The sequence below is a fragment of the Brucella sp. TWI432 genome, from assembly GCF_039674445.1.
Lineage (GTDB): Bacteria > Pseudomonadota > Alphaproteobacteria > Rhizobiales > Rhizobiaceae > Brucella > Brucella chromiisoli.
Genome location: NZ_JBDJNL010000001.1, coordinates 54,547 through 69,245, shown reverse-complemented (window position 1 = coordinate 69,245; position 14,699 = coordinate 54,547). Strand labels below are relative to the sequence as shown.

Here is a 14,699-nt window from a genome sequence, read left to right as displayed (position 1 = left end):
GTTCACCACGTCCATTTCAAGCCGCGAGATCAGCAAACGGCCCGGAATTCACGGAGTAGACCATGACCAATTCTGCATTGATCCGCCCCGCATGGACATCAGCGACGATTGCGCTGATGGTGCTGGGTTTTATCTTCTTCTGGCCGCTTGGCCTTGCCATGCTCGCCTATATCATCTGGGGCGATCGCCTTGGTGATTTCAAACGTCAAGTGAACGAAAAGACCGACTCGATGTTTGGCTCTTTCAGAAACTGCGGCAAAAGTGAAAGCTTCGGCTTTGGCGGTTCAACCGGCAACGCTGCTTTCGATGACTGGCGTCGTGAAGAACTTGAGCGCCTGGCGGAAGAACGTCGCAAGCTTGAAGAAGCCCGCGCCGATTTCGAAGCCTATGCGCAGGAACTTCGCCGTGCCCGCGACAAGGAAGAGTTTGACCGCTTCATGAATGAGCGTCGCGCCAATGGCAAACGCACGCCAGCGAAGAACAACAGCAATGATGTCACGGATATCTAAACAGTCATTATCTCAAACGGCGCGGTTTCTCCGTGCCGTTTTTGTCGAGTTGTAGAAAAAATTCTGGCTTTTTTCGCGAATCACTTATCTCTAAGCGATGGGCTTTTCCTTATTTCGTTCCTCCCCGGCCAAAAAGTCGGCGACTGTCAGAAGCGAACGCATTCATGCGGTCGCGGGACGTGAATTGCCTTTGCGCGTGCTGGAAAACCCGCGCGCCAAACGTTTGACCCTGCGCATTGAAACCGGCGGCAAAGGGCTGCGCGTCACCATTCCACCGGGTTTGCCCGATCGCGAGGTGCAGAGTTTTTTAATCCGTCATGAAGGCTGGATCGAAAGCCGCATTGCAAAAATTCCAGATCAGGCTGGTGTTCGTGCAGGTGTGAAAATACCCATTCGCGGTGTGCCGCACCTCATCACCCATCAGCCCGGACGTGGCACTGTGGATTTGCTGGAAGGCAATATTCTGCTTGTTCATGGCGATCCCGCACATCTTGCGCGGCGTGTCAGCGATTACCTCAAGCGCGAAGTCAAACGTGACATCGAGCAACTGGTGGCCCGCCACACGGCAACCGTAGGCCGAAAAGCCAAAGCGGTGCGTTTCAAGGATACCAAAAGCCGATGGGGATCGTGTACCTCTGACGGCGTGCTTTCCTTTTCATGGCGCATCGGCATGGCGCCTTCGCCTGTGATCAATTATCTCGTCGCCCATGAAGTGGCGCATCTCATCGAGATGAACCACGGGCCAAAATTCTGGAAACTCTGCCAGGAGCTTTGCCCCGATACCGAGCGCTGCAAAGCATGGCTCAAGCGCAATGGCAGCGCATTACAGGCTATCGATTTTACATGACATCAAACATTCAAAATGCAGCACGTATGCTATGGGATTACCATTGCCTCTGCGATGAACTTCAGCCGGCCGATGTTATCATCGGATTGGGCAGCTATGATAGCCGCGTTGCAAAACATGCAGCAGAACTCTTCAAGCAGGGCCTTGGCACATGGCTCATGTTCACAGGCCATAGCGGCAACTGGACCAAAGGGCTTTACAAGGCATCGGAAGCCGAGGCTTTTGCAGAAATCGCGCTTGCTGAAGGTGTGCCGCAAAGCGCGATCATCATCGAACCGAATGCCACAAATATTGGCGAGAATATTCGCTTCGCACGCGACAGAATGGTGGCCGGTGCCATCAGCGCGATTTTTGTCACCAAGCCACAAACACAACGCCGGGTGCGTGCAACGGTTGACCGACAGTGGCCGGAAGCCAAGTCTTTTGTGACCGCACCGCCGACCTCTTTTGAAGATCAGCCGACAGCGGGCCATGATTTTGAAAAGCTGGTGCGCGAAATGACAGGCGATCTCAGACGCATTCTGGAATATCCGGCTCTGGGATTTCAGATTGCGCAGGCAGTTCCCCTTGCGGTCATGGAAGCGTATGATACCCTGATTGCTGAGGGCTATGATGACGCGGGTCCTCGCAGTGAAGCCGGAACAGCTTGAGTCGCGCCGCAATATGTGCGACGGAAACGCCATGGTTTTTGATATAAAAATATGCGGCCTCAAAACGCCTGAAGCAGTTGATGCTGCGCTCAACGGCGGAGCGACGCATATTGGCTTTATCTTCTTTCCCAAAAGCCCGCGGCATCTCACACCCGCCGATGCCGGTCTCCTGCGTGAAGCAGCAAAAGGCCGCGCCAAAGTGGTTGCTGTGAGCGTTGATGCGGACGACGAAACGCTGGATGAAATCGTTCGTGCCTCAAAGCCTGACATGCTGCAACTGCACGGCCACGAGACGCCGGAACGTGTGGCGGATGTAAAAAAGCGCTATGGCCTGCCGGTGATCAAGGCTTTTGCTGTGCGTGAGGCGTCAGATTTTGACGTGATTGCGCCTTATAAAGGCATTGCGGATCGCTTTCTTTTTGACGCCAAGCCGCCAAAAGGATCAGAGCTTCCGGGCGGCAATGGTGTATCGTTTGACTGGGCATTGCTCGATGCGCTTGACGCGGACGTCGATTACATGCTTTCCGGTGGACTGAATGCGGGCAACATTGCCGAGGCGCTGCAAAAAACGCATGCGCCGGGTATTGATGTATCGTCCGGTGTAGAGCGTGCGCCCGGTGAAAAGGACGTGCGTCTCATTATGGAATTCTTTCAGGCTGCGTCTGATACAAGACTTTAGCCTGCACATGACGGAGTGGCAGCAGTGAACAAGCCGGTTGAACCCAATTCCTATAAAACAGGCCCGGATGAAGAAGGCATGTTCGGCATTTTTGGCGGACGCTTTGTCGCCGAAACGCTGATGCCGCTGATCCTCGAATTGCAGGAAGCCTATGAGACGGCAAAGAACGATCCTGAATTTCAGGCCGAGCTTTCCAATCTCTCGACCTATTATGCCGGTCGTCCGTCAAAACTTTATTATGCTGAAGGCTTAACCAAGCATTTGGGCGGCGCAAAAATTTACTTCAAGCGCGAAGACCTGAACCACACCGGCAGCCACAAGATCAACAATTGCCTTGGCCAGATTCTGCTTGCCAAGCGCATGGGCAAAACCCGCATCATCGCTGAAACCGGCGCTGGTCAGCACGGCGTTGCATCGGCAACTGTTGCCGCCCGTTTCGGCCTGCCTTGCGTGGTCTATATGGGCGCCACCGACGTTGAACGTCAGAAGCCGAATGTTTTCCGCATGAAGCTGTTGGGTGCCGAAGTCAAGCCGGTCACGGCTGGCAATGGCACACTCAAAGATGCCATGAACGAAGCGCTTCGTGATTGGGTCACCAATGTCGAAGACACCTATTATCTGATCGGCACTGCTGCCGGTCCGCATCCTTATCCGGAACTCGTGCGCGATTTCCAGTCGGTGATCGGTACCGAAGCGCGCAAGCAGATTCTTGAGCAGGAAGGCCGTCTGCCAGATGTGATTATCGCAGCTGTCGGCGGCGGATCGAACGCAATCGGTCTGTTCCATCCGTTCCTTGACGACACGTCGGTCAAGATTGTCGGTGTTGAAGCCGGCGGTCGCGGTCTCGACGGCGTTGAGCATTGCGCATCAATGAATGCAGGCAGCCCCGGCGTTCTGCATGGCAACCGCACCTATCTTCTGCAAAATGAAGACGGCCAGATTCTCGAAGGCCATTCGGTTTCCGCCGGTCTTGATTATCCGGGCGTTGGTCCTGAGCATTCATGGCTCAAGGATAGTGGCCGCGTTGACTATGTGCCGATCCTTGATGATGAAGCGCTGGAAGCTTTCCAGCTTTGCACCCGCGTTGAAGGCATTATTCCGGCACTTGAATCAGCCCATGCGATTGCGCAAGCTGTGAAGATGGCACCCACCATGGGCAAAGATCAGGTGATGATCATCAATCTTTCCGGTCGCGGTGACAAGGATGTTCACACGGTCGGGCAGTTGCTCGGCATGGAAATGTGAGGATCGTATGAGCGATACTGTCGCCGACACCAACATCTACAGACCGCGCGCCGCATGGTTCGACGGGTTGACGGCGTGTGGTTCGGCGACGATCAAGCTCAACATCATTGAAGCCGATCCGTCCAATCCGCTTGCAGAGGCAGCTGTTGGCATCGCCCGCAGGCAGATTGCAGCCGCAGCAGACAGGCTTGAGCATACGCCGCATCTGGGTGCTGGCTTTGCCATTCTGCATCAGGGCGAAGAAAGCCTGTGGCTGTTGCTGCACTGGTGGCTGGAAGGCGGCATCGCAACGCAGATTCTCTGGCAATCGGACCTCGGCGACGAGATCGAATTTGAACCAGCGCAGCCTTTGCTGATGGCCTGTGTCTGGGAACTGGGAATCATCGACTTTGAACGGCGTGCCTGGATGGAGACGGCTATGTCCGGCCAATCCACCGCCGATTATCTTACGCGCATTTTGCCACGGGGCACGGTATGACCACACGCATTGACACCAAATTTGCAGCGCTCAAGTCCGAAGGACGTCCGGCACTGGTCACTTATTTCATGGGCGGCGACCCGGATTATGCGACATCGCTTGCCGTCATGAAGGCGCTTCCCAAAGCCGGTTCCGATGTGATCGAGCTTGGGATGCCTTTTTCTGATCCGATGGCCGATGGTCCGGCCATTCAGGCAGCCGGTCTTCGTTCGCTTGAAGCGGGCCAGACACTGAAGAAAACGCTGCAACTGGCAGCGGATTTCCGCAAAGAAGACAACACGACGCCAATCGTTTTGATGGGCTATTACAACCCGATCTATATTTATGGCGTTGAGCGCTTCCTTGCTGATGCCAAGACGTCCGGCGTTGACGGTTTTATCGTTGTCGATCTGCCATCCGAAATGGACAAGGAACTGTGCATTCCGGCCACGAATGCAGGTCTTAATTTCATCCGGCTGACCACGCCCACCACCGACGACAAGCGCCTGCCAAAAGTGCTGCATAATTCGTCGGGCTTTGTCTATTACGTCTCAATGAACGGTATTACCGGCTCGGCCATTGCCGACACAACACGGGTTGCCGATGCTGTGCGCCACATCAAGAAGAGCACCGATCTGCCGATCTGCGTTGGCTTTGGCGTGAAGACGCCGGAGCAGGCTGCCGCCATTGCCGAAGCTGCGGACGGCGTTGTTGTTGGCACTGCGATCGTCAAAGCAGTCGCGGACGAACTCGATGAAAATGGCAAGGTTAAGGGTGATCCGGTAACAGCGGTTACCAAACTTGTCAGTGCATTGGCTGCAAGTGTTCGAGCAACACGCCTTGAAGCTGCCCAATAAATCGTCCATTTAGACATTTAGTTAGTTTTGAAGAAGAAGAAACGGAATCAAACGTCATGAACTGGATCACCAACTACGTTCGTCCAAAGATCAATTCGATGCTCGGACGTCGCGAGATGCCGGAAAATCTTTGGATCAAGGATCCATCGACCGGCGAAATGGTGTTCCATAAGGACCTTGAGAGCAATCAGTTCGTGATTCCCGGCTCGGGCCATCACATGCGCATCAAGGCCAAGGACCGGCTGCGTTTCTTCTTCGACAATGGCGAATATACGACGCTGGAAAGCCCGAAGGTTCCGACCGACCCGCTGAAATTCCGCGACGAAAAGAAATATATCGACCGTCTCAAGGACTATCGTTCGCGCACCGGCATGGAAGACGCGATCATCAATGGTCTTGGCACGATTGAAGGTCTGCCGATTGTCGCAACCGTTCAGGATTTCGGCTTCATGGGCGGCTCGCTCGGCATGGGTGCCGGTGAAGCGATCATTCAGGGCTTTGAAAAGGCCATTGAACTCAAACGTCCGCTGGTTCTTTTTGCTGCTTCGGGCGGCGCGCGTATGCAGGAAGGCATTCTCTCGCTTATGCAGCTTCCGCGCACCACTGTTGCTGTGGAAATGCTCAAAGAAGCGGGCCTGCCTTATATCGTCGTTCTTACCAACCCGACCACAGGTGGCGTGACTGCCTCCTATGCAATGCTGGGTGATATCCACATTGCAGAACCGGGTGCATTGATCGGCTTTGCCGGTCCACGCGTGATCGAACAGACCATTCGCGAAAAGCTGCCGGAAGGCTTCCAGAGTGCTGAATATCTGATGGAGCACGGCATGGTTGACATGGTGGTTTCGCGTCTTGAACTGAAATCGACCATTGCAAGCCTGCTCAAAATCATGACCAAGCAGCCAGCCAATGCAGACAAACCTGGAACGACCCCGGCCCCGCAAAAGCAACAGGCTGATAACAAGGCAGCGTAATCGTGACAGGAAAAGCTGATGCCGTCATCGAACGGCTGATGCAATTGCATCCAATGGGTTTCGATTTCACACTGGATCGTATTCGCGATCTGTTGGAGAAACTCGGCAATCCGCACCTTAAATTGCCACCTGTGATCCATGTTGCAGGAACGAACGGTAAGGGATCTGCGACCGCCTTCAGCCGCGCACTTCTGGAAGCGGGCGGCTTCGGTGTTCACGTCCATACCTCGCCGCATCTCGTCAATTGGCACGAGCGCTATCGTCTTGCTTCGCCCAATGGCTCAAAGTTTGTCTCTGATGACGTTTTGGCCGAAGCAGTCGAGCGGGTAGAGCGTGCGAATGGGGACAGCCCAATCACTGTTTTCAAGATCATGACTGCTGTTGCTTTTGTTCTGTTTTCTGAACATCCAGCGGATGCTGTCATTATGGAAGTGGGTCTTGGCGGCAAGCTTGATGCGACCAATGTCATTGTCGATCCAGCCGTGTCTCTGATCATGCCCGTTTCGATTGATCATCAGGCATTCTTAGGCGATAGTATTGAACTCATAGCTGCCGAAAAAGCCGGGATTATCAAACAAGACTGTCCTGTCGTTATCGGCTTTCAGCCCTTTGCAGCAGCACGCGAGGTGCTGATCTCGACCGCAGAAAGGCTCGATTGCCCGCTTTCAATCTATGGTCAGGATTTCCTTGCCTATGAGGAACATGGCCGCATGGTGTTTCAGAACGAGCGCGGGCTGATCGATCTGCCGCTGCCGCGTCTGCCGGGGCGTCACCAGCTTGCCAATGCTGCCGCTGCCATAGAAGCCGTGCAGATGGCAGGCTTCACCATTACCGAAAAGGCCATTGAAAAAGCCATGATGGTTGTGGACTGGCCTGCACGTATGCAGCGTCTCACACACGGAAAACTCGTTGATCTGGCGCCAGCAGCGTCTGAAATCTGGCTTGATGGCGGCCATAATCCCGGAGCAGGCCTTGTAATCGCCGAGGCCCTTGGCGAGCTTGAGGAGCGCTCAACACGCCCTTTGTTTCTGATTACAGGGATGATCAAAGACAAAGATCCGGTAGGATATTTTGAAGCCTTTGCAGGGCTTGCGCGCCATGTCTTTACTGTATCAATAAAATCAAACGACAAGACAATTCCAAACACCGAACTTGCTGTCAGCGCACAGAAAGCCGGGCTTTCGGCTGAACCTGTGCATTCAGTCGAAAACGCACTAAAGATTTTACGTGATACATGGCCTCATGATGAAGCCCCGCCGCGCATCCTGATCGGTGGTTCACTTTATCTTGCGGGCGAAGTCCTACGCGACAATGGAACACCGCCCGTTTAACAAAAAACCCGGCATCAAGGCCGGGTTTTTTATATCTCAAAGACTTGCTGATTAAGCAGCAGAAGCCTTGATCCAGTCGGCAAGGCGGCTCTTTGGAGCAGCGCCAACCATGTTGGCGGCAAGTTCGCCATCCTTGAACATCAAAAGCGTCGGGATCGAACGCACGCCGAACTGTGCTGCGAGTTCCGGGTTTTCGTCGATATTGACCTTGGCGATCTTGACCTGACCGGCCATTTCAGCGGCGATTTCGTCCAGAGCCGGCGCGATCATCTTGCAAGGACCACACCATTCAGCCCAGAAATCAACGACGACAGGCTCGCTTGACTGAAGAACGTCCGACTGAAAATTGCTGTTATCGACTTTTACGGTTGCCATAGGGCTATCCTCATATCTGTTTGAGAGCATAAGACTCATCGAGAAACTGCTCCTTTGATCATATCATGTGGCGCGTCAGTCCGCATTCGTCAAGTTCTGGTTGCTCACCTTTCCTTGAGAGTCGCCCAGCGCCTTAAGCGCCTCTTCCATTGCCTCTTTCGGCAAAGGCAGCAGATATGGCCCTTCGGTGAAGAGCAACGCCGCCTCGACAACCCTTCCCGGATAAAGGGGGCCAAGCAGTTCCCTATAAAGTGCGAGCTGCGCGCGATAGGCGAAAGGCACCGCCTCAATGCTCCTTGGCGGCGGGCGATTGGTTTTATAATCGACAATCAGCACGCGGTTTTCATCCACGCTGATACGATCAATCTGGCCCGAGACGGCATGGTCTTTGCCACCGAGATTGATGGTCCCCATGACCGCCACTTCACCGCGCGATCCGCTCGCGAAGACCGGCCCGAATTTTGGATCGGCCAGAATGGTTGCCACACTTGCCCAGGCCTTTTGACGTTCAATTTCCGGCCAATCGCTCGCGATGCGTGCCAGATAGCCCTGTGCAAGCGTCTCGCGTTCATCAGCCCCGACTTCCGGCAGATATTGCAAAAGCATATGGATTGCCGTCCCGCGGCGAAGAGCAAAAGCGGGCGTCTCGCCGCTCTGCCCCAGAACCGGCGACAGCGTGTCGAGCGGTGGCTCCTCATCTGCTTCAATCAGCGCCGATGCGCCCGATGGCGCAAGCGGACGCGGCAGACCCGGTTCCGGCTTTATGGGCTTGAGATAGTCGAGCGGCAGCGGCGGCAGCTCTGCGATTTGCGCCACTTCCGGCTCTGCAATCTCAGTGAGACCGCGCGGCGTGTTGCGATAGCGCCGGGCTGCAACACCTGATACCGGATGCACAAAGGTTTCTGCCTTGGTTGTCAGCGCATCTTCGACCAGCCTGTGCCATGTCTCGCCGCTCTCGCGTGAGCCACGATAGCCGCAGACAATCAGCTTATCTTCCGCGCGCGTCATGCCCACATAAAGAAGACGGCGGTATTCTTCTTCCGCACGGGCCTTCAAGCCTTCAATCTGTGACGCCAGAAAGCCGGTCTGATAACCCGCATTGGGCTGCCAGAGATAGCCTTTCACCTGTGGACCGTCATTGCTGAGATCAGACGGGATCAGCTTAGGTGCGCGCGTTCCGCTCCAGACGGCATTGCCCGGATCAACCAGAAACACCACAGCGCCCTCAAGCCCCTTGGCGGCATGAACCGTCATGATGCGCACTTCATTGCGCCCCTGATCAAGCTCGCGCTTGATTTGCGGCGAGGCTGCATTGAGCGTTTCGAGAAAGGCCTGCATGCCCGGCAGACCAGCGCGTTCGGCGGAAAGCGCATAATTCTGGAATTCATCGATAATATCGCCCGCTTCTGGTCCAAGTCGCGCCAAAAGCTTACGCCTTGCGCCATCTGCACTTAAGATTCGCGCATAGAACTCGAAGATCGGCATGGTATCGGCCATATTGCGCCAGCGGCTCAATGTCTTATGCACGCCGATCAAAGCCGGGTCTTCAAGGGACGCATGATAAAGGCGCTCGAACAGCGTTTCGCCACTCTTGCGCGGATTGGCGAGCGCAAACAGCCTGTCATCATCCCAGCCAAACAGAGGGCTTTTGAGAAGAGAAGCCAATGACAAATCATCTGACGGCTGCAACACGAAACGCCCCAGCGCCATCAAATCCTGAATGGCGATGTGGCTTGTAAGCTTGAGGCGATCGGCACCAGCCACCGGCACATGGCGCTCTTTGAGCGCACGCGACAGTGCTGGCATGAACTGATCGCGCTTGCGCACCAGCACCATAATGTCTTTGGGCGCCAGTTTGCGGTTCTGGCCCGGAATGATTTCACCGCGATCCAGCCAGGTGCGAATGGTTGCTGCAATCTGCTCGGCAAGTTTTATGGCAGGTGCCTGCAAATGATCGACCGGCACACGCCAGTCGTCCGGCTCCTCCACCTCTTCCGGCGTCAGCATATCCCAGATTTCCACCTCGCCCGGCTCTTGATCGCGAATGGCCGAGTGAACAGTGGCACCTGACAAGCCGCGATTGGCTTCTGGGCGTGCAAACACCTCATCCACGGCCTGCAACACATCAGGCGCTGAACGGAACGAGAAGTTGAGGCTGACGCGTTCGAATTTAAGCTCTGCATCAGCGGCACGAAGGCTGACCGCCCTGCCCTGCGCTGCAAAATCCTCTGGCACTGCACCCTGAAACGAATAGATCGACTGCTTTTCATCGCCCACCGCAAACAGCGTGCGCTGCACATCGCGTTGTCCGAGGCCGGAGAAAAACTCTTCCGACAACATGCGGATGACCTGCCATTGGTCAGGGCTGGTATCCTGTGCTTCATCGACGAGAATATGATCAATGCCGCGATCTAGCTTATACTGCACCCACTGCCCTGCACCATTACGCGCCAGCAGCGCCACGGTGCGGGTAATCAGGTCTTCAAAGTCGAGCAGACCGCGCCTGCGCTTTAAATCATGATAGCGTTGCAGCAGATTATCAATCAGCGTGAGTGCGCTCAGATTAAGCCTTATAAGCCGCAGCTCCTTGATCTTATCAAGACCAAGTTCGACACGAGAAGCAGCTGAGTTAAAATCTTCCTCGAAATCCGGCAGTAGCTTTTTGACGGCACTTGAGCCGACATAGGAGCCGGATTTTGCCTCGCCCGTCGCTTTCAGAAATGCTGCGCGCAATACCGCTTGCTTATCCGAACTGCTTTTGACCTTCTCATATTGCTTGAGCTGCAACGCAAAATCATGCGCACGCGCCGCACCCTTCTGGATCGACAAAATGAGATCAAGCGTATCGTCGGAAAATTCCGGTACCGGCCACATATCATCCAGCAGATCGGACTCGCGCGTGTCGGGCCTGAAACCGAAATGCCGGTGCAAGGCCTCGCTGCGCTCGTCCACATTGCCAAGCGCTGCAATGTACTGCTGCAAGCCATTGCGTCGCCCCACGGCCTCATCAAGCAGCGCCTGCAAGCCCATCTCGCCCGCCGCCTGCATCACATCGGCAAAGGCGCTCGCAAGCTCGGCATCGCCGCCGCCATGTGCAGTCTCAAGCAGGGTGCGGCGGGCTTCGCCGACAAGCGCCACCTGCATGAGATCGTCCATCATTTCGAAGTGACCAGCAATATTCGCCTCAAGCGGAAACTGATGCAGGATGGCTTCGCAAAATGCGTGGATGGTCTGGATTTTCAACCCACCCGGCGTTTCAAGTGCGCGCGCAAAAAGCCTGCGTGCAACGGCAAGCCGCGCCGCTCCCGGACGCCTGCCTTCGAGCTTGATAAGCCTGTCGGCAAGGTCGGCATCCGGCAACATCGCCCATTCGGACAATCGCGCAAAGACGCGGTTCTGCATGACGGCCGCTGCCGCCTTGGTATAGGTCAGGCAAAGGATTTTCGACGGGTCGGTGCCTTCGAGCAACAGCCGGATAACGCGCTCGGTCAGAACGTGGGTCTTGCCGGACCCCGCATTGGCCGACACCCAGACGGATGCCAAAGGATTGGCGGCACTGGCCTGCGCGTCGATGGTTTCCTGTGGAATGACACGTTGCTTTTTCATTCGCCGCCCTCGCCGCCTGCGTCGCCACCGGCCGACCACTCCAGCACCCGCGCCAGATGATCGTAATCGCCCGAAAGCTCCGTTTCTTTGAACGGCAACGCGCGGGAAAGATAACCCTTAGCCGGATTCTGATATTCTGTGAGCAATTGCGCCAGCCGTTGCCAAGCCTCTTCGCCAAGAGCGGGTGCGGTCTTTTCCGATGGCGGCCGACCGATCTTCAAAATCGATTCCGGCTTCACCTCTCCGCCAGCGCGCAAGCGCACATAGGTCAGATCGGACGCACGAACCGACCCCAATTCGCGGAAAGCCCCGCGCGCAAGAAGGGCTGCTTCAAGCGCCAGCTGTGGCGACAAGAGGACATGCGCCTGTCTTGGCGATGGCGTGGAACCGGTCTTGTAGTCGATCACTTCCGCCGTGCCATCGCGCATCAGATCAATACGATCAGCACGGCCCGACAAGGTGATGCCAAGGCTTTCGACCTCGCGTTTATCCGATGCAATTTCGGCAAAGCGGGTCTGAACATTATAGGCGCGTTCGCGTTCCCATTCGAGAAACTGCGGAATAAGTGCGGTAAAGCGTGGCCACCAGACCGCTTCGATCTCAATGGGCAGATCCATATCTGCAAAGAAATGCCGGCCAAATTCTTCAAGCTGTTCGCTCGCATCAGCTGCCAGCGGATCGATGCCTTCTTCTGTAAAATGTCCGAGAATATCGTGAAACAGCGTTCCACGTTCTGCGGCTGCCGGATCACGGATCAATGGTTCCAACGGACGCAGCTTCAGAATTTTCTTGGCGAAGATCGCATAGGGATCACGGCGCAGGGTTTCAATTTCGGTCACCGAAAAATGCTTGGGCCGCGCGCTCACAGGCGGCTTTGGTTCCGGGCGTTTGACGAAAGGCACATCGGGTGCCTGATCGATTTCACGCGCCCAATGGATGAAGCGCTGACCACGCGAGCGCATATCCTTTGTCACGTCAGCACCCAGCACCGTTTCAAGCCGCTGCAACCAGCGCGACGGAATGGTCGGTGCACTGTCTGAGCGCTGCGAGCGTGACAGCACCACATGATCCATGCCGAGCGCCATCTGAAAATCGTGTGCGGCAAGGCCGGTACGACGCTCCGGCGGATCAAGCGCAATCATCGCCTTCATCGGGCGCGACATGAATGGATCATTGCGCGTCTTGGCAGGCCATGTGCCTTCGTTCAAACCACCGATCACCAGCGTATCCATGGTCTGCAAACGCGCTTCCAGCGCACCCCAGATGAAGACACGCGGATGGCCGCCCGGATGCGGCTTGACCGTTTCGCCCGACATCAGGGCTTCAAGAATTGCCGGCCATTCAATGGCCTCAAAATCAAGTCCCGCTTCGCTCGATACCAGCTGACGCAAAAACGAAGCCAGCTTCTCGCCATGCTCGCCGGAATAATAGCGTGTGACACTGCCACTTTCGTCACGCGCCAGATTTTCAAGCGCTTCCACAGTTACATGGCTGATCTCGCCGATATCTGTTCGCCGGTTAATGGTGGCAAATGGTGCCAGTGGCGCAACAGCCTCTGACAGGCTCACGCAAAGCGCGCGCGCCGCTTCAATCATGTCGGGCGTGACGGTTGCGTGCCATGCCGGTCGCCATGACTGGCTGGCACTCTCTTCCATGCGGCGGTCGAAAAATGAAGGCAGATCGATGATCGATGCCCTGCCCGTGCCGCCGCGAAATGCCACCAGTTCGAGCGTTTCCGCAGCCAGTCGCCGCTCAATACGCTTGCCACCAAGCCGTAACATCGGGTGCTTGACCAGTGCCAAGAGTGCCACCGGATCACCGGGATTGAACACGGTTTCGACCATGAGACGCATCAGCGTTGCGGTTTCAATATCCCGCAAATGCCGACCGCCGGAATCATCGGCATCAATGCCAAAGCGCGCGAGTTCGCCCACCACGCGGCGCGCAAGATTTCGATCCGCGGTGACGAGCGCCGCCGTCTTGTTTTCATCGCTGATCGCATCACGCAACGCCAGAGCCACGGCCAGCGCTTCCTCACGCTCATTGGCGGTTTCAATCAGATCGATCTTCTGTGCTGAGTGCAGCAATGCTTGCGGGCGCATATCCGCATCGCGGTTAAGCAGGCTCCATGCATCGGTGGTCTCCGCCGGGCGCAATGCTTCGCTGACCACACGCTCCAGCACGCGCTTCTCTTTCGGCATATCTTCGATATGCTCGACATCGTCGCGTGAAATTCCGATGGCTTGCAACAGCTTATGCAGACCATATTGCGGGTGGCCAAAGGTGGAGGGATTATCATCCGATGCGCCCAGCAACTTCCACGCGCCTTCATCAAGATCACGGTCCAGCCCCGGCAGAACCACAGCTCCTTGTGGCAGTCTGGCAATCGTTGAAACAAGCTCGGCGGTCGCAGGAATGGAACCCGTGGAACCGGCCGCGATCACAGGACCTTGAGGCGGATGATCCTGCAAACGCCGCACCTCGCCCCAGATCAGCGCGTTGCGGTGCGCTGCCGGATTGGACAGCTTGCGCTCGTCCAGAATTTCCGGCCAGAGTTTCGTGACAATATCGAGAAAGCCAAGCGTGACCTGCCACCAGTCGGCCAGATCATCGGGTGCAATGCTTGCAAGCTCACTCCATGTGGCGTTGTCGGTTTCAACCTGATCCATCAGACCTGCGAGATCACGCGCCAGCCAGATCGCGTCGGAAGTGGTGGCTGGAACCGACACATCCTCAACACCAAAAAGCGCCCGCACATGTTCAGGCAGCGATTCACGCCATGGACGAATGAGCCGTGCCAGCAGCAACAGCCGCTCGGCCTTGCCGATTGGTGGATTGAGATCGAAGGCGCCGCTTGTGGCTGCGTTGAAAAAAGCCGCATCCTCGTCGACGTCACCCAACGGGCGGATGGTGGGCAGGATCGCTGATTTAGCCGGATTCATATCGACCAGAATGGAACGGAGCGCACGCGCTGCACGCCGCGTCGGCACATAGATGGTCGCGTTGGCAAGCGTCAGCGGATCAGCGGCATCACCCGGAAAACCTTCCACCAGACGGCCTTCCAGAAGCGCTTTGGCAAAGGCTGGCAGAAATGCGGTGCCGGATGGAATGGAAAACAGTTTTGGTGCTCTCAAATCAGTTCTCCATTCAGAGCGCATCCCGAAAAATG

At 56.0% G+C, this 14,699-nt stretch carries 12 protein-coding genes; 9 read left to right on the top strand and 3 right to left on the bottom strand.

Annotation, left to right across the window (positions count from 1 at the left end; all coding sequences use genetic code 11):
- Positions 1-62 precede the first annotated feature (62 nt).
- The 9 genes from ABE527_RS00320 (at position 63) to ABE527_RS00280 (ending at position 7,549) form a co-directional block, all read left to right on the top strand.
- Positions 63-509 carry a DUF2852 domain-containing protein gene (locus tag ABE527_RS00320; RefSeq protein ID WP_499695776.1) on the top strand — a complete coding sequence of 149 codons (447 nt, stop codon included), beginning with the start codon at positions 63-65 and terminating at the stop codon, positions 507-509.
- A 97-nt stretch (positions 510-606) separates the two neighbouring features.
- Positions 607-1,356, top strand: coding sequence for a M48 family metallopeptidase (locus ABE527_RS00315; RefSeq protein ID WP_265982486.1), 750 nt, complete (start codon positions 607-609; stop codon positions 1,354-1,356).
- On the top strand, positions 1,353-2,006 hold the full coding sequence (locus ABE527_RS00310; protein ID WP_499695775.1) for a YdcF family protein: 654 nt from the start codon (positions 1,353-1,355) through the stop codon (positions 2,004-2,006). The genes ABE527_RS00315 and ABE527_RS00310 overlap by 4 nt, the downstream gene beginning before the upstream one ends.
- A gap of 31 nt (positions 2,007-2,037) precedes the next feature.
- Positions 2,038-2,685: a phosphoribosylanthranilate isomerase gene (locus tag ABE527_RS00305; RefSeq protein ID WP_265982484.1), complete on the top strand. Its 648-nt coding sequence runs from the start codon at positions 2,038-2,040 to the stop codon at positions 2,683-2,685.
- Between the two features lie 24 nt (positions 2,686-2,709).
- Positions 2,710-3,930 (top strand): tryptophan synthase subunit beta, encoded by a 1,221-nt coding sequence (gene trpB, locus ABE527_RS00300; RefSeq protein WP_265982483.1) that lies wholly within the window; start codon positions 2,710-2,712, stop codon positions 3,928-3,930.
- Positions 3,931-3,937: 7 nt separating this feature from the next.
- A complete protein-coding gene (locus ABE527_RS00295) occupies positions 3,938-4,408 on the top strand; it encodes a hypothetical protein (RefSeq protein ID WP_265982482.1) in 471 nt (156 codons plus the stop codon).
- On the top strand, positions 4,405-5,244 hold the full coding sequence (trpA, locus tag ABE527_RS00290; protein ID WP_265982481.1) for a tryptophan synthase subunit alpha: 840 nt from the start codon (positions 4,405-4,407) through the stop codon (positions 5,242-5,244). The genes ABE527_RS00295 and trpA overlap by 4 nt, the downstream gene beginning before the upstream one ends.
- 56 nt (positions 5,245-5,300) lie before the next feature.
- The gene (gene accD / locus ABE527_RS00285; RefSeq protein WP_265982480.1) at positions 5,301-6,218 is read left to right on the top strand and encodes an acetyl-CoA carboxylase, carboxyltransferase subunit beta; all 918 of its coding nucleotides are present in this window, start codon (positions 5,301-5,303) and stop codon (positions 6,216-6,218) included.
- A gap of 38 nt (positions 6,219-6,256) precedes the next feature.
- Positions 6,257-7,549: a bifunctional folylpolyglutamate synthase/dihydrofolate synthase gene (locus ABE527_RS00280; protein ID WP_265983808.1), complete on the top strand. Its 1,293-nt coding sequence runs from the start codon at positions 6,257-6,259 to the stop codon at positions 7,547-7,549.
- A gap of 51 nt (positions 7,550-7,600) precedes the next feature.
- On the opposite strand, the gene trxA is transcribed toward ABE527_RS00280, so the two are convergent.
- From trxA to addB, 3 genes are all read right to left on the bottom strand, one after another.
- Complete coding sequence (gene trxA / locus ABE527_RS00275; protein WP_007872546.1) at positions 7,601-7,924, bottom strand: thioredoxin; 324 nt, start codon at positions 7,922-7,924, stop codon at positions 7,601-7,603.
- Positions 7,925-7,999: 75 nt separating this feature from the next.
- Entirely contained in the window at positions 8,000-11,530 is a 3,531-nt protein-coding gene (gene addA, locus ABE527_RS00270) for a double-strand break repair helicase AddA (RefSeq protein ID WP_499695774.1), read from the bottom strand.
- Positions 11,527-14,688, bottom strand: a complete 3,162-nt coding sequence (gene addB, locus ABE527_RS00265) for a double-strand break repair protein AddB (RefSeq protein WP_499696306.1) — start codon at positions 14,686-14,688, stop codon at positions 11,527-11,529. The genes addA and addB overlap by 4 nt, the downstream gene beginning before the upstream one ends.
- Positions 14,689-14,699 lie beyond the last annotated feature (11 nt).